The sequence below is a fragment of the Psychrobacillus psychrotolerans genome (assembly GCF_900115805.1).
Lineage (GTDB): Bacteria > Bacillota > Bacilli > Bacillales_A > Planococcaceae > Psychrobacillus > Psychrobacillus psychrotolerans.
The window spans coordinates 23037-43866 of the sequence record NZ_FOXU01000014.1; the positions used below are offsets into that span (position 1 = coordinate 23037).

The following is a 20830-nucleotide window of genomic DNA, read 5'->3' on the forward strand; positions in this document are numbered from 1 at the left end:
GGTTTTCCTCTTTTGATAATCATTGACTAAGATTGCGGTCTTATCAATCATTAAACTGGTAGTTGGTTTGGTGTTACTGGAAATTCAAAATCACTCTCACTATTCGTCTTTATTGATTGTCCTGGTTGTTCCCCGTCTCGTTTCTTTGTTGCTAAAAATCGGATGTCCTCCACAACTATTTCTGTAACGAATACCCTTGCTCCAGCTTCCTTCTCATACGACCTTGTATTGAGTCTGCCTGTTATCCCCACCAGCGACCCTTTGCCACAATACTTAACTGTTGTTTCCGCGAGCTTCCCCCAAATTGTACATAATACAAAGTCCGCTTCATCATTTTTATAGCTTTTATTTACCGCGACGATGAAATTCGTTTGCATTCTCCCCTCAGATAAATGCTTTAATTGTGGAGATTTCGTCATACGTCCGATTATTGAAACAGTGTTCAATCTGTCACCTCCTTTACTGTTAGCACTATCATACTGTCAGTGTAAATTGTTGGCAAAAGCTAACAATTCATTTTCCAACCCGTTTTCAGGCTAAAAAAAGCATTCTTAAAAATTCTTTTTTTATAACTCCACCTATAGATGGTTTTGAACTTTTCAATAATGCTATTTTGGTAGTTTGTACAATTATTTTTTTCCACTGAATTACCTATGTTATAATGAGAACTAATTAATGCTTTTCCAAAGGGGATTTGTGCATGAAAACATTCAAAATGATTTCAGTGAGTATTATTTCAGATCATGAAGAAGTTCCAATAGCCATTGAAGATGGTATCGTTATTAACCAAGAAAACTCTAGCCGTTCATGGATTTTAGAACTATTTACGGACCAAAATTACGAAGCATATTTCAATGAATTAAAAATGTCTAACAAGGTATATGTTGTGAAAGTGATAATTTCCTATCCAGAAAATGAGCCTGCTCATTTTGAAGTGGTAACCTATTCTGTGAAACAAATCGGCGATCATCTATCTGTGTTGCTTAGAGGTACGCTAAAACGCGTCAGAAGAAAGTATGCTGAGTCATTGCTAGCAGAACTAATCGAAGACGGCTTAACGGGTGAAGATTTACTTTCTAAGTTTGAAAGCGATATGAAAACACGACCTGCCTTAAAGGATGATTAATAATAACGGAATCTTTTCACATAAAAAAGATGCTGACCCTAATTTTTAGGAGTCAGCATCTTTTTGATCATTCAATTACTATTTATTAGCATCTTTATCATCAATTAACTCGTCATCATCGTGGTCAGTGCTTGGTTCTTTAATCCATTTGCCATCGTTTGGTACATTTCCGTTATCCGTTCCAGTGCCATCAACATTATCATTAATACCTGGTTCGCCGTTCATTGTCCCATTGTCCATTGTTCCATTATTAGTTCCACCATTGATGTTGCCATCGTTTACAGTTCCATTCCCACCGTTATCCATTCCGTTGTTTGTGTTCGGCGATGGAGTATTAATATCGTCTCGAACATCCTCCATTGGAGTTTCGTTGTTGTCAGGAATTACATCATCATCATTGTTGTTACACCCAACTAATAGAAAAGAACATAACGCTACAGTAGGAATGACTTTTTTCCACATAAAAAAATTCCTCCTTTCTTAGATATCATCATCACTAATTTGTGACTTACGATAGGTTATCCAAGAAAAAAGGAACTATCCAATGGCATTTATGCCTGTTTTTGCAAGAAAGCATTCACAGTATAGATTAACGTAAATGTGAAATACTATTACTAGTTATTTTTTACAATTGGTCCTAGTGCAAAAAGTATGTCTGTTTCACAAACTAATTCTCCATCTACTGTTGCGATACCGTGACCTTTTCCCATTGGCCCACGAAGTTTTGTTAATTCAACTTCTAATTTCAGCTGGTCGCCAGGTTTCACTTGGCGCTTAAATCGACAATTATCAATTCCAGTAAAGAACGCAAGTCTTCCTTTATTTTCTGGGATTTGAAGAACTGCGACAGCTCCTACTTGAGCAAGAGCTTCTACGATTAGGACTCCAGGCATTACTGGATATCCTGGGAAATGACCATTGAAGAATTCTTCGTTAATCGTTACATTTTTTAGCCCTACCGCACGTTTACCTTCTTCTAATTCTAGAATTTTATCTATCATAAGAAATGGATAGCGATGCGGTAAAATTGCTTGAACTTGCTCTGTTGTTAACATAGAATCATCCTCCAATAAATCATCATTATTATTTGCCATCTTTAATATCAATCATATGCTGATAGGTTTCCCATTTTAATGCATTTTTCGGTTCGCCTTCGCCTAGAAGACCATATCCTACCATTAACCCTGCCATACCTGCTCCAACTAAGAGTAGAATTACAAATAGTATACGCAACCATATGGGGAACATGCGGATTTGTACCCATTTAGTTGTCCCAGTCTTTTCAGCTTGCTTTATTGTTTTTTGCCCTTTTTCTAATCTACGCTGTTGTCTAGCAGAAATTTTACTTTCTTCTGTCATAAACACAACTCCTTACACGAATAATTATCTAATGCCATTAATAAGTCCCATCATCTGATCCGCTATTGTAATAGAACGAGCATTGAACTGATAAGAACGTTGTGCTGTCATTAGGTCTGTCATCTCTTTAGATGTATCCACATTAGACAACTCTAACATCCCATTTGCGATAGCTATTTCTTCACGATTTGCACCTTGTAAATCTGTCATAATATCCTCTGCGTTTAACCCTAATTCTTCTAGGTTATTTGGCAATGCAATATATGTTCCAGATAATTGCTCCATCGCATTTGGTTTTTGTAGTACAGAAACCGCTAATTCACGTTGCTGTGTAGTTCCGTCTGGATATGTTGCTGTTAGAATTCCTGTTTCATTTATACTAAAATCCGTAACACCATCCGGAATGGTTATTGCTTGTCCCCCAGCATTAGCTACTGGGTAACCATCACCGTTCACTAGCATAAGCTGTCCATTCTCCATTGGCGAAACATAAAAGGCACCTTGACGCGTATAAGCTGTCTGTTGTCCGTTTTCTCCATCCGGCATAAGCACATTAAAGTATTGCTTTGGCTCTTGAAAAGCAAAATCTAAATTGCGGTCGGTAGATTGGAGACTACCTTGCTTCCAGTTCATTTGCGTCTGCGCAAGTGCTGCACCAACACCGTAGCGAATTCCTGTAGGTGAATCTCGTTCGACTTTATCTAATTTATCATTATTGTATTGTTGATATAATAGTTCTTGGAATTTAGCATCTTTTGCTTTGTAGCCATGCGTACCGGTATTGGAAAGGTTATTCCCAATGATATCTATCTGGTTTTGCAGTTGCGACATTGTGTTCGTCGCTGTAATTAACGTGCGTAGCATTTAAGCCTACCTCTTTTCATTGTTAAAGATTGTAATAGCTTTATTAATTCACACGGCCTACTTCATTAACAGCTTTGTCCATACTTCTATCGTAGGCTTGAAGTACTTTTTGGTTTGCTTCAAATGCACGATACGCGGTTAACATATCAGTCATTGTTCTAGCAGTGTCCACATTTGAACCTTCAATATAACCTTGTTGCATCGTAAAAGTAACATTATCTATGTCATAAGCAGATGGGAGATCAGTACCATCAACTGATCGGTATAGTCCATTATCTTGCTTTACAAGTGTATTTGGTTGACTAGAAAAAGATACACCAATTCTGGCTACTGCCACATTATCGACTAAAATCTGACCACTTGAATCTACCTGGAAATCATCATTTTGCAGTTGAATCCGTTGACCTTCTGAATCCAATACATGTAGACCTTGGGGATTCGTTAAGTATCCTGAACCATCTAGAGTGAAATTTGCATTTCGCGTGTATGCCTCTCCTTCAGTAGGATGCTGCAAACGATAAAATACGGCTCCTGTTTGTCCTGTTTCTTCATCCACTGGCAGGGAACCATCGATTAGTGCTATATCTGTATTTAAGTCTGTTTGCAGAAGTTGGCCTTGAGACATCAATGCCATTGTTTCTTGCATATACACACCTGTACTTAAAGCCCCAACCTGAGAATCATATTTACCACTTATAGGATCCTTTGTTGGAATTTGAGTCGGTCCAAGTCTAGACATCAGCATTTCCGGAAATGAGCGTATCGTCGATTGGTCTGCTTTGAACCCTGGTGTATTGGCATTTGCCATATTATTTGTTAATAATTCTGTTCGACGCTGTTGTGCAATCATTCCTGATGCAACTGTAGTAAATCCACGGAACATAAAAAAGCCTCCTCTATCTAATGCAATAAGCATACGGGCTTTTTTCGCTCCGCAGATACTGTGCATTTATCTTCTTGATATTTTGTCAATATTATCTAACATAATCCCAGTTCCTATTGCGACACAATCCATTGGATTTTCAGCTATGAATACCGGTACTTTTAACTCTTCCATCAACAAATGGTCCATTCCGTGTAAAAGAGCTCCGCCTCCTGTAATGATTACTCCACGATCAATAATATCCGCGGATAGCTCAGGTGGTGTTTTTTCTAATACATTTTTAGCTGCTTGAACAATACCCGACACCGATTCTCGTAATGCTTTTTCTATTTCTTCCGAGCCAATAGTTATTGTTCTAGGAAGGCCAGTGACCATATCCCGCCCACGAATATCCATCTCTTCATGGCGACTGTCAGGGAAAACAGTACCTATTTCAATTTTAATATTTTCTGCAGTACGTTCCCCTATTAGAAGCTTGTACTCTTTTTTAATATATTGGAGAATGTCATTATCAAAAACATCTCCCGCAATTTTAATCGATTCACTTGTAACGATATCTCCCATGGAAAGTACTGCAACATCTGTTGTACCTCCACCGATATCAACAACCATATTACCACTCGGTTGGAAAATATCCATTCCCGCTCCAATTGCGGCTACTTTTGGCTCTTCTTCTAAATAGATTTTCTTGCCACCAGACTTCTCAGCTGCTTCACGTATTGCCTTTTGTTCTACACTAGTAATGTTTGTTGGGCAACAGATTAAAATACGAGGTTTAGATAAGAATCCTTTTACATTTAATTTATTGATAAAATGCTTAAGCATTGCTTCTGTCACGTCAAAATCAGCAATTACACCATCTTGTAGTGGTCGAATTGCTATAATATTCCCTGGAGTTCTTCCGACCATTTGTCTTGCTTCTTCACCAACAGCAAGTACTTTTTTTGTGTTTCTATCTATAGCAACGACTGAGGGCTCGTTTAAAACAATCCCTTTTCCTTTTACATGTATTAAAACATTTGCTGTACCTAAATCTATTCCTATATCCTTTGCAAACATTACTGATGTTTCTCCTTCCTTGCTAAAACCATTATGTATATTAGTCGATCTGTTTCTAACTTTAAATTTTATCATAGTTCTATTAGAAATACACGTTATTTAACAATAAAATCTGTGAAAAAATGGCATGAAACTAGTGTCTAAATAACTATTATGATGTGCAACTATAGATTTATTTCCAGATGAGGTACTTTTATAAGAACTTGGACAGAATTGAGTTAAAGAATCTACTTTAAGGAGAGGAGTGGACGAGCACTGAGGCTGCAGCAGAATGATTGAAACAGATGAAATCTCACATTGCTCCACCTGCGGATAGCACGCAACTAGAACGGAATCCAACTTTTTTATTTTGTTATTTAGCAAGCTTTAATTAATTGAATCTATTAAGAAATAATAAGAAAAAGCCGTGATCAGTTACTAATCACGACATCTTCTATCTTCTTTTCTAGTTTTCCACTTTCTTTTCGTCGCTTCTCCACCTCGTAAATGCCTGACAGATTTATGATACGCTAAAATTTCTTTTACTTCTTTTGCCAATTGCGGATCTACTAAGTGGAGTCTTTCCGTCAAATCCTTGTGCACAGTGCTTTTGGAATGACCGGTTGTGCTTGCGATTGCACGGACAGTTTTTTTAGTCTCAATGACCATCTCACCTAAACGTATGCATCTATGACGAATCGTTTCGTGCACTAACTCTTCCTTTCGTTAGTAAAGGAACACTTTCCATCAATTTATGCATACGCTTTAGTTATTATGAATTAAAATGCTAGCAAGGTCTCTGGATTTACTAAAACACCATCTTGCAGTACTTCAAATTGTAAATGAACTCCAGCTGTTGGGTTCCATTCATTCTCTGTAGCCGTTGCAAGTGAGTCTCCTTGTTCTACCACGTCTCCAACTTTTACTAGAATACCAGTGACTGAGCGATATTTGGTTACCATACCATTTGCATGTGACAAGACGATTTCATCCCCAACAAATGGATCTAAATTGACTGCTTCTACTTTTCCACTCATTGCTGCAACTACTTCAAACGGTTCACTATTCATAGTTAGAGATACGCCTGTATTCATTACATAACTATGATCGAATACGAGTATCGACTTTTCTCGAGTCGACTCATCCGCTTCCATATCGTAAAAATGCTGTACGATTTCCACGTTATCTAGCAGAGTCTCTTTAAAAGGGTATTTCATCGATTCTGCTTGGGCATTTGTTTCAATCGTTACTGAGTTAGGGTCCTTACTTGCATCTGTCCATTCTGAGTCTTTTACAGAATCATCGCTGACGTACACATTATAGCCCCAAATCATACCTACAAAAGCTACCGAAAAACCTGCATAAATCAGTGGCCAAAACCATGGCTTTTTCGGGGTATTATTGTTCTTCTTCTGAGAAGTATTGTTCTTTTGTTCTTCTCTCATTTTCATCACCTCTATTTGCATTGTTTGCAAATCAAGGAGATTTTAAACATGGTGAGAATTTTTTTATTTCTGTACCTTTGTAATAATGGAGTAAAATGTCGGCTGCCAATACAGAATCGTTAGCAAGCACTTCCGCACCGTACTGACTCATCCCCACGCCGTGTCCATATCCAACCGTGTCAACTATTACTTTATCAGACTGAAAAGTTACAGTGAAGTCAGTAGAGGGTAGTCCTAAAAGTGTTCGAACTTCACGGCCTGTCCATGTCTTACCATTCATCTGAACAGATTCTACCCGGTCCGTATCCGTTTTTGTTATTTTAAAAGTTTTAGGTATATTTGCCGTCCATTTCATATTAAAAGCTTTTGACCATTCTCCATGGGTAAATTCAAATTGCTTTGTTCTATTTAGAGCATATAGTTCCTCCGATTCACTTGGAACAGAGACTAAGTAAGGAATAGAATTACCACTATAATTTTCTGCACTTTCTGTTTGACCGTTGCTAGAAGAGAAGAACATCGCAGTAATTAGTTGGTCTTTATAGACAATAATTTCGCCCTCTGTGGCAGCGATGACCTTTTTAAGTTTGTCCTCATATTGTTGGAAGGACTCCCCCCACTTTTTCTTCCGATCTTCCTCACTAACGTACACTTGCTTTAATACAGTTTTGTCTATTGGTTTTTGACCATATTTCGTATCTCTTAATACATATGTCCTTGCTGCTATAGATTGTGCTTTTAATGCCTCTTCATGAAACGTAACAGGCATTTCAGCAGCCACTACTCCAAGAACATAAGTTTCTAAAGGAATCTTCTCCTTAACCCCTTTCACTTCGATTAGTATTGGACAAGCAATTTCGAGTTCCGATGTTGGCGGTGGTACCGTTTCTTCTTGTGGTTTTTCTTTTATTAATAAAAACGGCAAAAACAGGAGGGCTATGCATAGGATTATAAAGAGTATGTTTTGTTTCATAGAGTTACTATATGCACATATTAAGAGACTGATGATTAGATTAGAAGATAATCTATATAAGAGGATGTTAAGTACTATAAATATATACTTGCTCTGAGGGGTCATTACTTGTGAAACGATCATTCTTCCATTTAGTAAAACTGGATTTATCAATGCGGAGATTAGTTTTAATCTCTCTGTCCTTTGGATAGGAGATTTATTATCTTACTCGCGGACATTGGTGGGACTCATCCACGCTGTTTTTTCACTAAAAAAGCACTTTACATGTATAGATGTAAAGTGCTTTTCATATAGTATTATACTAATTGTACGGCTTTCTCTGACGATTCGCTACCGATACGTTCGATATCTGCACCTAATGCCGCTAATTTTTTATCAAAATCGACATATCCTCTATCGAGGTGATACAGCTCTGTAACGCGTGTAATTCCTTCAGCCACTAATCCTGCAATAATAAGTGCCGCTGCCGCTCTAAGGTCGGTTGCTGCAACTTCTGCGCCTTGTAGGTCAGATGGGGACTCCATTATGACAGAACGGCCTTCGATCTTCATGTTACCATTCATTCTGCGGAACTCTTCCACATGCATGAAACGATTTTCGAATACGGTTTCTGTAATGATGCCAGTTCCGTGAGCAGTCATCATTAATGCCATCATTTGAGATTGCATATCTGTTGGGAAACCAGGATGTGGCATCGTTTTGATGTCAACTGACTTAAGATCTCCTCCAGAACTTACACGAAGACCATGGTCCTCTTCGGTAATTTCAATGCCCATTTCTTGCATTTTAGATATAAGTGCTGTCATATGTTCAGGTACTGCATTTTCAATAAGGACATTGCCTTTTGTAATAGCTGCAGCTACCATAAATGTTCCAGCTTCAATTCGATCCGGAATAATATGGTGCTCAGTGCCGTGTAATTCTTCTACTCCTTCAATTCGAATAGTGTCGGTTCCTGCACCTTTTACCGAACCGCCCATCTCATTGATGAAGTTAGCTAAATCGACAATTTCCGGTTCTTTAGCAGCATTTTCGATAATTGTTGTACCTTCTGCTAATGCTGCAGCGGTCATAATATTTTCAGTAGCTCCTACGCTTGGAACATCTAAATAAATTTTAGCACCTTGTAGGCGTCCCTTAGTAGTTGCTTCAACAAAACCATGTCCAAAGGAAATTACCGCACCCATTGCTTCGAAACCTTTTAAATGCTGATCAATCGGACGTGATCCAATTGCACAACCTCCTGGAAGAGCTACACGAGCAAAACCATTTCGCGCTAAAATTGGACCCATAACAAGTATAGATGCTCGCATTTTACGTACATACTCGAATTGGGCTTCACTAGATAACTTTTCTTGAGAATCAATTATTACTTCATTTTTTTCAGGATTATAAATTACTTCTGTATTTAAACTTTTCAGTACTTCATTAATAGTCAAAACATCTGCAAGTGTCGGTACATCTTTAATAACATTTTTGCCTTTAGTAGCTAGTAGAGCTGCAGCTAGTACTGGTAGTACAGCATTCTTTGCACCTTCTACACGTACCTTCCCGTTTAACGTTTGGCCGCCTTTAACAACAATTTTGTCCACTACTTTCCCTCCGCGTTCATTATCCATTTGCTTTATATAAAAGAATACGTATGATGTCATTTTTTAGGTATTCAAAACAATATTCATCATACAACGTAATTCGACTACATACAAGCATCTAAAACACTATTTTTGAGCTTTTCGATTATTTTTCTTGTTCTATTATACGTATTACCCAGCCATTTCGTGTAGATAATTTTAAAATACCCCTAGGGTAAGCTAGTAAACCTATCTCAACAAAAAATTTCCCAGGAAATACGTGCAGATTCTACATGCTCATACAAACTTTCCCATAATTTGCATGAGCATATAGGATCTGTTTAGTCAAACAAAAATGGAAGCTGGTTTGACCAATTTGTCAGATTCAAGAAAAAATTTGCGACGATGGAGCCAATCACAATACTTGCTAAAATATAAAATAATTGGGCTTGAAACACCCGATTTTTCTTTATTATCTTGTCCATCATTAATGCCTGTAACGCATAGAAAGATATTCCAATAAAAAAGACATTAGCAAGTATTGCGATTAGTGCTTGTTCACTACTTAATAATCCCATTTATATTCCTCCTATTTGAGGCAATAGTAAAAAAAAAGCAGACAGAAAGAATTCTGCCCGCTTTATTTTAAATCAAATACGCCTAGGCTATTAGATCACAATTATATAGAGTTGTTAGCCTACAAGTGTAAGCTAACAATCTTTCATCGAGCTACTTTAGCAAGATAAATATAATCTGTGGCTACCGCCAGAGACTTTAAAGTTATTCCATAAAGAATTAAACTTAAAAATTACCCTCATGAACGTTGATACGATTCATCGCACGTTTCAATGCAAGCTCAGCACGGCTATGATCGACCGAGTCTTGTTTACTTTGAATACGTTCTTCTGCACGTTTCATCGCTTCTTTAGCACGAGCTAAATCGATACTTGAAGCAACCTCAGCAGATGTTGCTAAGATCGATACCTTTTCAGGTCGAACTTCTACAAATCCACTGCTTACTGCTACGTACTCTGTTTTTGCCTCTTTTTTCAATTTTATTGCACCTACTACAAGTGGTGCAACCATTGGAATATGGCCAGGTAAAATACCGATTTCACCAGATGCTGTTTTTGCGATAATCATGTCTACTTCAGAATCGTATACCGGGCCGTCGGGAGTGACAATATTGACTGTAAGTGTCTTCATATTTTTACCTCCTGGTCCGATTTATTATACTTCTACGCCCATGCTTTTCGCTTTTTCTATAACTTCTTCAATGCGTCCAACTAAACGGAATGCATCTTCTGGTAAATGATCATATTTTCCTTCAAGAATTTGTTTGAATCCTTCAACAGTTTCTTTAACTGGAACGTATGAACCTTTTTGACCTGTAAATTGTTCTGCAACATGGAAGTTTTGAGATAGGTAGAACTGAATACGACGAGCACGGTTAACTACTTGCTTGTCTTCATCACCTAATTCATCCATACCTAAGATTGCGATAATGTCTTGAAGCTCTCTATAGCGTTGTAAAGTATATTGCACTTGACGTGCTACTTCATAATGCTCTGGACCTACGACTTCCGGAGAAAGCGCACGTGAAGAAGAAGCTAAAGGATCTACCGCTGGGTAAATACCCATCTCAGATAATTTACGTTCTAAGTTTGTAGTCGCATCTAAGTGAGCGAAAGTTGTTGCAGGAGCTGGATCCGTATAGTCATCGGCTGGTACATAAATCGCTTGGATAGATGTAACTGAACCAGTATTTGTTGACGTGATACGCTCTTGTAATTGACCCATTTCAGTTGCAAGTGTTGGTTGGTAACCAGCAGCAGAAGGCATACGACCTAATAGTGCTGAAACCTCAGAACCTGCTTGAGTGAAACGGAAGATATTATCGATGAAAAGAAGTACGTCTGCACCTTGTTCATCACGGAAGTATTCTGCCATTGTAAGACCAGTTAAAGCAACACGCATACGTGCGCCAGGTGGCTCATTCATTTGACCGAATACCATTGCTGTTTTCTTAATAACGCCTGAATCGCTCATCTCGTGGAATAAGTCATTTCCTTCACGCGTACGCTCTCCAACACCAGCGAATACAGAAATACCGCCATGCTCTTGAGCAATATTATTAATAAGTTCTTGAATAAGAACAGTTTTACCTACTCCGGCACCACCGAATAGACCGATTTTACCACCTTTAATATAAGGAGCTAGTAGATCTACTACTTTGATACCTGTTTCAAGAATCTCAACTTCTGTTGAAAGGTTTTCAAATGTTGGCGCTTGACGGTGGATTGGATCACGACGATCTTCCACTGGAATTTCTTCTCCTAAGTCAATAACCTCACCAAGCACGTTGAATACACGTCCTAATGTTATATTACCAACTGGAACAGAAATTGCTGCACCAGCATCGAATACCTCTGTACCACGCTTAAGGCCGTCCGTAGATGACATTGCAATAGTACGAACAGAGTCATCTCCTAAGTGTAACGCTACTTCTAATGTTAAAGTTGTAGGCGCTTGGTTTGGACGTTCAATCGCTACAGTTAGTGCATTATAGATAGCTGGTAAATGGCCATTGTCAAACTTAACGTCGACAACTGGACCCATTACTTGTAGTACTTGTCCTTTGTTCACTACTGTTCCCTCCTGTCTTACTTTCTATCTTAAACTATTCTAAAGCCGAAGCTCCGCCGACGATTTCCGTAATTTCTTGCGTAATCGCTGCTTGACGTGCACGGTTATATACTAATGTTAAACTGCTGATCATATCAGCTGCATTGTCTGTCGCGGATTTCATCGCAGACATACGAGAAGCATGCTCACTGGCTTTACCATCGAGTAATGCACCGAAAATCAGGCTTTCCGCATATTGTGGAAGTAATACTTCAAGAATTGCTTCAGGTGAAGGCTCAAATTCATAAGAAGCAGTTGCGCCTGTTTCTACTGCAATATCCGTAAGTGGCAGTACCTTTTTCTCTGTTACTTCACTAGAGATGGCACTGACAAAGTGGTTATAGTACATATAAAGTTCATCATATGTACCATCCGTGAACATACCAACAGCTTTGCGAGCAACTTCTTTAATATCAGCAAAAGCAGGTTGGTCTGGTAAGCCGACTACTTCCCCAATTACGTTTGAACCACGTTTTAGGAAGAAGTCACGTCCCATACGACCAATTGCAAAGATTACATACTCTTCACTCGAAGAATGTCTTTCTGCTATGGCATTAGCTACAGCACGAATAACATTACTGTTATATGCTCCGGCCAATCCACGATCAGCAGTTATGACAAGATATGCAGTCTTTTTTACAGGGCGGGAAGTTAACATTGGATGTCCACTATCACTAGTACCTGATGCAATTGCTCCAACTACTTCTTGAATTTTCGACATGTAAGGAACATATGCTTTCGCATTTTCCTCCGCACGGTTCAATTTAGAAGCAGAAACCATTTGCATAGCTTTTGTTATCTGACTTGTTTTCTTTGTAGATGTAATTTTACTTTTTATGTCGCGTAATGATGCCACTGGTATTTCACCACCTTTTTGTTTTTTTCACTTAGACAAAGAAATTATTCAGATTTAGCGAAAGTTTTTTTGAATGCAGAAATTGCATTGTTCATATCTTCATCTGATGGAAGGTCTTTTGTCGTGCGAATATGATCTAAAACGTTTGTGTGGTTTGAATCTAACCAAGTTCCAAGTTCCGCTTCAAAACGAGTAATATCTTTTACTGGAATATCATCTAAATGGCCACGTGTTAGAGCATATAAAATCATAACTTGTTTTTCCACTTTAATCGGGCTATTCAAGTCTTGTTTTAATACTTCTACTGTACGCACACCACGGTTAAGTTTTGCTTGAGTTGCAGAGTCAAGATCTGATCCAAATTGAGAGAATGCTTCTAGCTCACGGAATGCTGCTAAGTCAAGACGTAGAGTTCCCGCAACTTTTTTCATTGCCTTAATTTGTGCTGATCCACCTACACGAGATACAGATAATCCGGCATTAATCGCTGGACGTACACCCGAGAAGAATAAATCAGATTGTAAGAAGATTTGACCATCTGTAATAGAAATTACGTTTGTTGGAATATAAGCAGAGATATCTCCAGCTTGTGTTTCAACGAATGGTAATGCAGTAATTGAACCTGAACCAAGTGTTTCATTTAACTTCGCAGCACGCTCTAAAAGACGGCTGTGTAAGTAGAATACATCCCCTGGATACGCTTCACGGCCTGGAGGACGACGAAGAAGTAATGAAAGTTCACGGTATGCAGCAGCTTGTTTAGATAAATCATCATAAACGATTAATACGTGCTTACCATCGAACATAAATTCTTCTGCCATAGTTACACCAGCATAAGGAGCTAAGTATAGTAATGGTGAAGGTTGTGATGCAGATGCAGTTACAACGATAGTGTATTCTAAAGCACCGTTTTTGCGAAGTGTTTCTACTACGTTACGTACAGTCGATTCCTTTTGTCCAATAGCCACATAGATACAAATCATATCTTGGTCTGCTTGGTTTAGGATTGCATCGATTGCAACAGATGTTTTACCTGTTTGACGGTCACCAATGATTAACTCACGTTGTCCACGTCCGATTGGTACAAGTGCATCAATCGCTTTGATACCTGTTTGAAGTGGCTCATGTACAGACTTACGTGCCATAACCCCTTGTGCAGGACTTTCAATTGGACGAGATTTTGTAGTTGCGATAGGACCTAGTCCATCAACTGGTTGGCCAAGTGGATTTACAACGCGACCAATCAATTCTTTACCAACTGGAACTTCCATAATACGGCCTGTTCGACGTACTTCATCGCCTTCTTTGATGTCAGTGTATGGTCCAAGGATAACGATACCAACATTGTTGGCTTCCAAGTTTTGTGCCATACCTAAAACACCAGTTGAGAACTCTAAAAGTTCTCCAGCCATGACATTGTCGAGGCCATGAGCACGAGCGATACCGTCACCAATCGTGATAACCGTACCGACGTCGCTAACTTTCATCTCAGATTCGTAATTCTCAATCTGCTGCTTAATCAAGACACTGATTTCTTCAGCTTTGATGCTCATGTATGTCACCTCTCATAATTCATAATATTAACCGATCAAGTTACGTTTTAAGCGATCTAATTTTGTGCTTAGAGTGCTATCGTAAATGCGGTTTCCGATTTGAACACGTATACCACCAATAATAGATGGATCTACGATGTTTTGAATATTTAAAGATTGTTTACCAACGTTTTTAGCAAATGCAGTAGATACGTTTGCACGTTCTTCTTCTGTAAGTGCACGTGTAGTATATACTTTCGCTTCCGCAACACCTTGTGCTTCATTCGAAAGAATCATAAATTCAGAAATAATGTCGGATACTTCTGCTAATCTCTTCTTATCAATTAACACTAAAAGTGTATTAATAACAATTGGGTTCGCATTTGTAAAGATTTGACGAATTAACTCTTTTTTCTTGTCTAGAGATAACTTTGGAGACGTAAATAAAGTTTTCACATCTTTGTTGCCATTCCAAACAACTTTAAGTTCACGTAAATCATTTTCGACTGCTTGTACTACATTTTTTTGTGTTGCTAGCTCGAACAAAGAGATTGCATAACGCTTAGCTACAGTTGAATTACTCACTTAACTTCGCCTGCCTTCGCAATCGTTGCCTCGATTAGCGCACGATTATCTTCTTCCGAAACTTCTTTTTCAAGAACTTTCGACGCTGCAAGTACTGAAAGTGAAACTACTTCTTCTCGTACCGCTGCAATCGCTCTTTCTTTTTCTGTATCAATTTCACGGATAGCAGATTCTTTCAAACGGATAGCTTCAGAACGAGCAGTTGTGATAATTTCCTCACGAGATGCATCGCCTTGCTTTTTCGCATTTTCTACAATCGCTAATGCTTCCGTACGTGCTTCTTTAAGTAAGTCACGTTGTTCTTCAAGTAAACGCTGAGATTCCCCGCGGCTATTTTCAGCTGCTGCGATTTCACTTGCGATTAACTCTTCACGTTGAGTCATAATCCCCATAAGTGGACCCCAAGCTACTTTCTTCAATAGAGCCATAAGTAAGATGAAGAAGAATAATGTAGCTAAAATATCCCAAATATTCAACCCATCATGGCCACTAGCACCAAGTACAAGGTAATCAAAAGACACGATTGTTTCACTCCTTTCAAACGCTATTAAGAGATCTTGCTTCTATTATTTAATAGTAATCATTGATTTCTAGTTCATATGTTGTGTTATTCATAAAGAGAATGGCGGATGTAAAACCCGCCATCATAGATTTTTTAAGTTAATACTATTGGTTTAATACAATGAAAGCGATAACTGCTGCGATAATTGGAATCGCCTCAACTAATGCTACCCCGATGAACATAACTGTTTGTAAAGCTCCACGTGCTTCTGGTTGACGAGCGATACCTTCTACTGTTTTTGAAACGATTAATCCGTTACCAATACCTGCACCAAGTGCACCTAAACCGATTGCTATAGCTGCTGCTAATAATCCTACTGAACCTGTCATTGTTTATTTCCTCCTTGGAATGTTGTTTTTATTTTTTCTGTTTAAGAATCTAAACAGTTATATTAATGGTCTGCTGACACTTTATGTGACATATAAACCATTGTTAACATAACGAAAATGAATGCTTGGATACCGCCTATAAATAGGGAGAATCCTTGCCATGCCATTGCTGGAATAATTGCTCCAACAAAGCCAAATACTGAGGACGTTGCTAAACCTGCGATTAGTCCTAAAAGAACCTCACCTGCATAGATATTACCGTAAAGACGTAGACCAAGTGTCAACGTATTTGCGAATTCCTCGATAATTTTTAATGGGAATAAGAACGGCATTGGCTTTAAGTATGTATCTACTGCATAGCCCTTCATACCTTTTGCCTTTATTCCGTAATAGTGCGTTAAAATGATAACCATCACTGCAAGTGTCATGGTAATTGTCGGATCCGCAGTTGGGGATTTCCACCAAAGAACTCCATCATATGATATCGAGAATGGAAGACCTAGTACGTTAGCTACTGCGATAAACATAAGAAAAGTTATTCCAAGAACATGGAATCGTCCGCCTGTTTGCCAGTCGAAGTTACTTTTAATGATCCCTTTCACAAAGTCCATTATCCACTCCATGAAGTTTTGCATACCTGTTGGCTTCATCTTTAGATTTCTTGTCGCAATAAATGCGATTAAAAATACGATGAGTGTTGTAACCGCAAGCATTAAAATGTTTGACCAGTTACCGTACATCCCAAAAAGTTCAAATGTGGGATTTGCATGTTCCACGATTAATTCACCTCTCTTTCACATTCTCATTGCTGATTTTTTACATGAAACATAATACGTTCTACTACTAGCAGAACATAGGGAATCATTAATCCGATAACTGTACCGATAAGATGGAAGTACTCTGGAAGAGCAATTGCAATTGCTACAGCTGCAACACCGGACGCAAATCTGAATGTTGTACCTAAACCTGCTCGTCCTTTTCCACTTTCAAGCACACGATCAAATTTCTCCATTCTACGGACTAGAATCCAGAAATTATACAGACCAAATAAAGAACCAAGTGCCAAGCCTGCAAAAATTGTCGAATAAGGTGTAAAACCCCAACCTAGCGCACAAGCTGCGAGCAAAAAATATATGTACTTTTTTTGCCGCGTAAATATACGTTGCATTTCTAGCATTGATCTTTAATCTCCTGAATCATATTTTCGAATGGTCGTAATTACCCCAAACATGCTACTGTAGAGTAAACAAAAGGGTAAGTACTGATAATACTGGAGTGGTTCTAATATTTCGTCCATTCATATCCCTATGAAGGAGTTGAACCGTTAAGCTGTGAGAGAATCGCAAAAATATAACGCTTCCCCTTTAAAAGGACGTCAGTTACGACGTAAAAAGAATCCTCACATTTTTTCCTTATTAAGTAAAAACTGTGAATCTAGTAGAAAGTTAACCTTACAAGTGTTTCAAGCATGAAACCCCTATCATGATTATCCTTTGTAAGCATACAATAGGGGCAAAATGATGTCAATTGCTTATAGTGAAAAACTTAAGACAGTGATACTTTCCGACATTTTATTGACAAATTTAGAATCTACAATAAACTTTTATTGTTATTAATTATGAAATTATTATTTTGTGCCAAACAACCGGTCTCCAGCATCACCTAATCCAGGAACAATATATCCATGATCATTTAACTTTTCATCCAAAGCGGCAATATAAATGTCTACGTCCGGATGTGCCTGTTGAAGAGCCTCTACTCCTTCAGGTGCTGCGATTAAACACATGAACTTAATGCTTGTCGCTCCACGTGATTTCAGTGAGTTTACCGCTTCAATCGCTGAACCACCTGTAGCTAGCATAGGATCTACTAATATAAAATCACGTTCTGCAACATCTGCAGGTAATTTTACGTAATATTCAACCGGCTTCAATGTTTGTGGGTCGCGGTAAAGTCCGATATGCCCTACTTTTGCAGCAGGTATTAACTTTAGAATTCCATCAACCATTCCAATTCCAGCACGTAAAATAGGAACTATTCCTAATTTTTTTCCTGCAAGAATTTTAGATTTTGTTAGTTGAACTGGAGTTTCTACTTCTGTTTCCTCCAATGGCATTTCACGTGTAATTTCAAACGCCATAAGTGTAGCTACTTCATCCACTAATTCACGAAACTCTTTTGTGCCTGTTTTTACATCGCGAATATATGTAAGTTTGTGTTGAATAAGAGGGTGGTCAAATACAAATACTTTCGGCATACTAGCAGCATCTCCTTTTATTTTATTTAAATTCTACTAATTATAACAAAAAACACGGGATACAAACAGTAATCCTACGTTTTTAATATTGCGTCTATTTGATTTAAGGACATAGGTATGAAAAAATAGAATCCTTGGCCAACCGGACAATTTTAATCATTCAGTATTTCCACCTGTTCTATAGTCTCTATTCCTTCTGCACCACGATTAAGTTTAGGTTTTTAGCGAGTAGTTTAGCGTTTGGACAATTGCTTTAGAAACAGAATTATGAATCTCTTGGATAAAGCTTCTGTCCATTTTCATTTCGCTATCAATAACTTATGTAAATAATTTATTGAGAGAGATTAAAACTGTGGATTAGTAAATAAAATTGGATTTTTGCTTCACAAGGATTCGTGATGATAAAACGAAGTACATGTTAGAGTTTTTGTGTTCAAAATTAAAGCCAGCTACTAATAATTACGTAGCTGGCTTTAATGCTTATTAGGTTATTCGTATAATGGGAAGTTACTCGTTAAAGTTGCAACTCTTTCTTTTGCTTCTTTTAATACTTCTGCATCCTCATTATTTTTTAATAGTTTAGCAATGATAGATGCAATTTCTTTCATCTCTGCTTCTTTAAATCCACGCGATGTCACAGCTGGTGTACCAATGCGGACACCGGATGTGATGAACGGACTTGCCGTATCAAATGGAATTGTGTTTTTGTTTACTGTAATTCCAACTTCATCAAGGACATGTTCCGCTACTTTACCCGTTAGGCCAAGAGCAGATACATCTAATAACATGACGTGATTATCGGAACCACCAGAAACAATACGGATTCCTTCTTCTGTTAAACTTTCTGCCAATGCTTTTGAATTGGCAATGACTTGTGCTTGATACTCTTTAAATTCAGGTTTTTGCGCTTCGCCAAATGCAACAGCTTTTGCTGCGATTACGTGCATTAATGGGCCACCTTGAATTCCTGGGAAAATTGTTTTATCAATTTTCTTTGCAAACTCTTCTGTCGTTAAGATTAAGCCACCACGTGGTCCACGTAATGTTTTATGTGTTGTAGATGTTACGAAATGTGCATGGGGTACTGGGTTCGGATGAAGACCAGCAGCTACTAAACCTGCAATATGTGCCATATCTACAAATAAGTATGCGCCCACTTCATCTGCAATTTCACGGAATTTAGCGAAGTCAATAGTACGTGAATACGCACTTGCTCCAGCAACTATCATTTTCGGCTTGTGCTCTAGTGCAATTCCACGAACTTCTTCATAATCGATTAGTTCCGTTTCTTTGTTAACACCGTACTCGATGAAATTATATTGAATACCACTAAAATTGACAGGAGAACCATGCGTTAAATGCCCACCATGGGATAAATTCATCCCTAAGATCTTGTCACCTGGTTGCAATGCAGTCATGTACACTGCCATATTTGCTTGAGAACCTGAATGTGGTTGTACATTGGCATGTTCTGCACCAAAAATTTCTTTCAAACGATCACGTGCAATATTTTCTACTACATCTACATGCTCACAGCCACCATAGTAACGTTTACCAGGGTAACCTTCTGCATATTTATTGGTTAGGACAGAGCCTTGTGCTTCCATAACCGCCTCTGATACAAAGTTCTCTGATGCGATTAACTCAATATTCGATTGTTGACGCTTTTTCTCTGCTAACATTGCCTCATATACTGCTGGATCTTGTGATAAAATTTTCTCCACTATTCGTTCCTCCTCCAAATTCATCCGTAAAATGCACGTTCTCCACCTATTAGCTTAGGACGTGTTTTCGCAATCAAAACGATTGCTTCCCCAATTTTCTTAATGGACAAGCGAATTGGTACTGCAACAGGTTTAAGTTGCATACCAATCAAGGTTTGTCCTATATCAATGCCTGCATGTGCTTGAACATGCTCGACTACAACAGGGTCACTAAAATGTGTGTACGCATATGCAGACATAGAACCACCTGCACGTACTACTGGAATTACCGATACTTCTGGCAATCTATAATGTAATTGTGTTGCTCTTTCCATTGTAATGGCACGATTAATGTGTTCGCACCCTTGGAAAGCCAAATGTATATTGTTGCGATTTGCAAATGCTCGTAAAGGGGTGAATAAAACCTCAGCTACTTCTAATCCGCCTGCAGTTCCAATTTTCTCACCAATAATTTCTGAGGTCGAACATCCAACGACAAATAAATCATTTTCATGAAACTCAATTTGTTGCTCCACTTCTAAAAGTAGCTGTTCGATTTGTTCTACCCACAAATTCTTTGCTTCCATCAGGAATCCCTTCTTCTATGCATTTTCTATTTCTGTAATTTTTTCTACACGACGTAAATGACGGCCGCCTTCAAAATCTTGTGCAAGCCAAGTCGAAACTATTTCTCTTGCAAGTCCGGCTCCAATAACACGTTCCCCCATTGCGATAATGTTGGAATCATTGTGGTTTCTAGTAGCCTTCGCAGAAAAAACATCATGAACTAATGCACAGCGAATACCTTTTACCTTGTTTGCAGCAATTGACATACCTATACCAGTACCACAGATTAAAATACCACGATCGAAATTACCACTTGCCACACCCTCTGCTACTGGCATAGCAAAGTCCGGAAAGTCAACAGAATCGTTACTTTTCGGCCCAAAATCTTCATAAGATAATCCTAATTCTTCAAGTAGCTGTATTATTTCCTGACGTAGATTATTTCCGCCATGATCGGAAGAAATTGCAATTTTCAACTCGTTCCCTCTTTTCTGT

Annotated in this window: 26 protein-coding genes; 1 reads left to right on the forward strand and 25 read right to left on the reverse strand. The window is 38.3% G+C overall.

Going from position 1 to position 20830, the window contains the following annotated elements:
* Nucleotides 1-50 precede the first annotated feature (50 nt).
* Nucleotides 51-446 (reverse strand): single-stranded DNA-binding protein, encoded by a 396-nt coding sequence (locus BM260_RS17830; RefSeq protein WP_093538696.1) that lies wholly within the window; start codon nucleotides 444-446, stop codon nucleotides 51-53.
* A gap of 254 nt (nucleotides 447-700) precedes the next feature.
* Here BM260_RS17830 and BM260_RS17835 point away from each other — a divergent pair, with 254 nt between their 5' ends.
* The gene (locus tag BM260_RS17835; protein WP_093538697.1) at nucleotides 701-1126 is read left to right on the forward strand and encodes a YwpF family protein; all 426 of its coding nucleotides are present in this window, start codon (nucleotides 701-703) and stop codon (nucleotides 1124-1126) included.
* 78 nt (nucleotides 1127-1204) lie between these two features.
* Here BM260_RS17835 and BM260_RS17840 read toward each other — a convergent pair whose 3' ends face one another.
* From BM260_RS17840 to rpiB, 24 genes are all read right to left on the reverse strand, one after another.
* The gene (locus tag BM260_RS17840; protein WP_093538698.1) at nucleotides 1205-1588 is read right to left on the reverse strand and encodes a hypothetical protein; all 384 of its coding nucleotides are present in this window, start codon (nucleotides 1586-1588) and stop codon (nucleotides 1205-1207) included.
* Between the two features lie 152 nt (nucleotides 1589-1740).
* Nucleotides 1741-2181: a 3-hydroxyacyl-ACP dehydratase FabZ gene (gene fabZ / locus BM260_RS17845; RefSeq protein WP_093538699.1), complete on the reverse strand. Its 441-nt coding sequence runs from the start codon at nucleotides 2179-2181 to the stop codon at nucleotides 1741-1743.
* Nucleotides 2182-2209: 28 nt separating this feature from the next.
* A complete protein-coding gene (locus BM260_RS17850) occupies nucleotides 2210-2485 on the reverse strand; it encodes a DNA-directed RNA polymerase subunit beta (RefSeq protein ID WP_093538700.1) in 276 nt (91 codons plus the stop codon).
* A gap of 24 nt (nucleotides 2486-2509) precedes the next feature.
* Nucleotides 2510-3349 (reverse strand): flagellar hook-basal body protein, encoded by an 840-nt coding sequence (locus BM260_RS17855; protein WP_093538701.1) that lies wholly within the window; start codon nucleotides 3347-3349, stop codon nucleotides 2510-2512.
* A gap of 43 nt (nucleotides 3350-3392) precedes the next feature.
* Nucleotides 3393-4232, reverse strand: a complete 840-nt coding sequence (locus tag BM260_RS17860) for a flagellar hook-basal body protein (protein WP_093538702.1) — start codon at nucleotides 4230-4232, stop codon at nucleotides 3393-3395.
* Between the two features lie 66 nt (nucleotides 4233-4298).
* A complete protein-coding gene (gene mreB, locus BM260_RS17865) occupies nucleotides 4299-5291 on the reverse strand; it encodes a rod shape-determining protein (RefSeq protein WP_093538703.1) in 993 nt (330 codons plus the stop codon).
* 417 nt (nucleotides 5292-5708) lie between these two features.
* The gene (locus BM260_RS17870; RefSeq protein WP_093538704.1) at nucleotides 5709-5981 is read right to left on the reverse strand and encodes a sporulation transcriptional regulator SpoIIID; all 273 of its coding nucleotides are present in this window, start codon (nucleotides 5979-5981) and stop codon (nucleotides 5709-5711) included.
* 68 nt (nucleotides 5982-6049) lie between these two features.
* Complete coding sequence (locus tag BM260_RS17875; RefSeq protein ID WP_093538705.1) at nucleotides 6050-6715, reverse strand: M23 family metallopeptidase; 666 nt, start codon at nucleotides 6713-6715, stop codon at nucleotides 6050-6052.
* A gap of 31 nt (nucleotides 6716-6746) precedes the next feature.
* Entirely contained in the window at nucleotides 6747-7640 is an 894-nt protein-coding gene (spoIID, locus tag BM260_RS17880) for a stage II sporulation protein D (RefSeq protein WP_245762774.1), read from the reverse strand.
* A 344-nt stretch (nucleotides 7641-7984) separates the two neighbouring features.
* Nucleotides 7985-9280, reverse strand: a complete 1296-nt coding sequence (gene murA, locus BM260_RS17885) for a UDP-N-acetylglucosamine 1-carboxyvinyltransferase (protein WP_093538706.1) — start codon at nucleotides 9278-9280, stop codon at nucleotides 7985-7987.
* Between the two features lie 320 nt (nucleotides 9281-9600).
* The gene (locus BM260_RS17890; protein WP_093538707.1) at nucleotides 9601-9837 is read right to left on the reverse strand and encodes a DUF1146 family protein; all 237 of its coding nucleotides are present in this window, start codon (nucleotides 9835-9837) and stop codon (nucleotides 9601-9603) included.
* Nucleotides 9838-10060: 223 nt separating this feature from the next.
* Complete coding sequence (locus BM260_RS17895; RefSeq protein ID WP_093538708.1) at nucleotides 10061-10465, reverse strand: F0F1 ATP synthase subunit epsilon; 405 nt, start codon at nucleotides 10463-10465, stop codon at nucleotides 10061-10063.
* Nucleotides 10466-10489: 24 nt separating this feature from the next.
* Entirely contained in the window at nucleotides 10490-11905 is a 1416-nt protein-coding gene (gene atpD / locus BM260_RS17900; protein WP_093538709.1) for a F0F1 ATP synthase subunit beta, read from the reverse strand.
* A 34-nt stretch (nucleotides 11906-11939) separates the two neighbouring features.
* Nucleotides 11940-12800, reverse strand: coding sequence for a F0F1 ATP synthase subunit gamma (locus BM260_RS17905; protein ID WP_093538710.1), 861 nt, complete (start codon nucleotides 12798-12800; stop codon nucleotides 11940-11942).
* 44 nt (nucleotides 12801-12844) lie between these two features.
* On the reverse strand, nucleotides 12845-14353 hold the full coding sequence (gene atpA / locus BM260_RS17910) for a F0F1 ATP synthase subunit alpha (protein WP_093538711.1): 1509 nt from the start codon (nucleotides 14351-14353) through the stop codon (nucleotides 12845-12847).
* Between the two features lie 27 nt (nucleotides 14354-14380).
* The gene (locus BM260_RS17915; protein WP_093538712.1) at nucleotides 14381-14917 is read right to left on the reverse strand and encodes a F0F1 ATP synthase subunit delta; all 537 of its coding nucleotides are present in this window, start codon (nucleotides 14915-14917) and stop codon (nucleotides 14381-14383) included.
* Nucleotides 14914-15438, reverse strand: a complete 525-nt coding sequence (atpF, locus tag BM260_RS17920) for a F0F1 ATP synthase subunit B (RefSeq protein WP_093538713.1) — start codon at nucleotides 15436-15438, stop codon at nucleotides 14914-14916. The genes BM260_RS17915 and atpF overlap by 4 nt, the downstream gene beginning before the upstream one ends.
* Nucleotides 15439-15583: 145 nt before the next feature.
* Entirely contained in the window at nucleotides 15584-15808 is a 225-nt protein-coding gene (atpE, locus tag BM260_RS17925; protein ID WP_093538714.1) for a F0F1 ATP synthase subunit C, read from the reverse strand.
* Nucleotides 15809-15870: 62 nt separating this feature from the next.
* Nucleotides 15871-16584, reverse strand: a complete 714-nt coding sequence (gene atpB / locus BM260_RS17930) for a F0F1 ATP synthase subunit A (protein WP_093538715.1) — start codon at nucleotides 16582-16584, stop codon at nucleotides 15871-15873.
* Nucleotides 16585-16610: 26 nt separating this feature from the next.
* Entirely contained in the window at nucleotides 16611-16985 is a 375-nt protein-coding gene (locus BM260_RS17935) for an ATP synthase subunit I (RefSeq protein WP_093538716.1), read from the reverse strand.
* Nucleotides 16986-17435: 450 nt separating this feature from the next.
* Nucleotides 17436-18065: a uracil phosphoribosyltransferase gene (gene upp, locus BM260_RS17940; RefSeq protein ID WP_093538717.1), complete on the reverse strand. Its 630-nt coding sequence runs from the start codon at nucleotides 18063-18065 to the stop codon at nucleotides 17436-17438.
* A 488-nt stretch (nucleotides 18066-18553) separates the two neighbouring features.
* A complete protein-coding gene (locus BM260_RS17945) occupies nucleotides 18554-19813 on the reverse strand; it encodes a serine hydroxymethyltransferase (protein ID WP_281249768.1) in 1260 nt (419 codons plus the stop codon).
* Nucleotides 19810-20355, reverse strand: coding sequence for a TIGR01440 family protein (locus BM260_RS17950; RefSeq protein ID WP_093538719.1), 546 nt, complete (start codon nucleotides 20353-20355; stop codon nucleotides 19810-19812). The genes BM260_RS17945 and BM260_RS17950 overlap by 4 nt, the downstream gene beginning before the upstream one ends.
* Before the next feature lie 15 nt (nucleotides 20356-20370).
* Entirely contained in the window at nucleotides 20371-20811 is a 441-nt protein-coding gene (gene rpiB, locus BM260_RS17955; RefSeq protein ID WP_093538720.1) for a ribose 5-phosphate isomerase B, read from the reverse strand.
* Nucleotides 20812-20830: the final 19 nt, after the last annotated feature.

Coding starts and splice junctions, on each gene's coding strand:
- upp (WP_093538717.1), bottom strand. CDS start 18,065: ATGCCGAAAGTATTTGTATTTGACCACCCTCTTATTCAACACAAACTT.
- atpE (WP_093538714.1), bottom strand. CDS start 15,808: ATGACAGGTTCAGTAGGATTATTAGCAGCAGCTATAGCAATCGGTTTA.
- BM260_RS17950 (WP_093538719.1), bottom strand. CDS start 20,355: ATGGAAGCAAAGAATTTGTGGGTAGAACAAATCGAACAGCTACTTTTA.
- atpA (WP_093538711.1), bottom strand. CDS start 14,353: ATGAGCATCAAAGCTGAAGAAATCAGTGTCTTGATTAAGCAGCAGATT.
- BM260_RS17935 (WP_093538716.1), bottom strand. CDS start 16,985: ATGCTAGAAATGCAACGTATATTTACGCGGCAAAAAAAGTACATATAT.
- fabZ (WP_093538699.1), bottom strand. CDS start 2,181: ATGTTAACAACAGAGCAAGTTCAAGCAATTTTACCGCATCGCTATCCA.
- BM260_RS17850 (WP_093538700.1), bottom strand. CDS start 2,485: ATGACAGAAGAAAGTAAAATTTCTGCTAGACAACAGCGTAGATTAGAA.
- BM260_RS17890 (WP_093538707.1), bottom strand. CDS start 9,837: ATGGGATTATTAAGTAGTGAACAAGCACTAATCGCAATACTTGCTAAT.
- BM260_RS17895 (WP_093538708.1), bottom strand. CDS start 10,465: ATGAAGACACTTACAGTCAATATTGTCACTCCCGACGGCCCGGTATAC.
- BM260_RS17840 (WP_093538698.1), bottom strand. CDS start 1,588: ATGTGGAAAAAAGTCATTCCTACTGTAGCGTTATGTTCTTTTCTATTA.
- mreB (WP_093538703.1), bottom strand. CDS start 5,291: ATGTTTGCAAAGGATATAGGAATAGATTTAGGTACAGCAAATGTTTTA.
- BM260_RS17835 (WP_093538697.1), top strand. CDS start 701: ATGAAAACATTCAAAATGATTTCAGTGAGTATTATTTCAGATCATGAA.
- BM260_RS17875 (WP_093538705.1), bottom strand. CDS start 6,715: ATGAGAGAAGAACAAAAGAACAATACTTCTCAGAAGAAGAACAATAAT.
- BM260_RS17855 (WP_093538701.1), bottom strand. CDS start 3,349: ATGCTACGCACGTTAATTACAGCGACGAACACAATGTCGCAACTGCAA.
- BM260_RS17860 (WP_093538702.1), bottom strand. CDS start 4,232: ATGTTCCGTGGATTTACTACAGTTGCATCAGGAATGATTGCACAACAG.
- BM260_RS17945 (WP_281249768.1), bottom strand. CDS start 19,813: ATGAATTTGGAGGAGGAACGAATAGTGGAGAAAATTTTATCACAAGAT.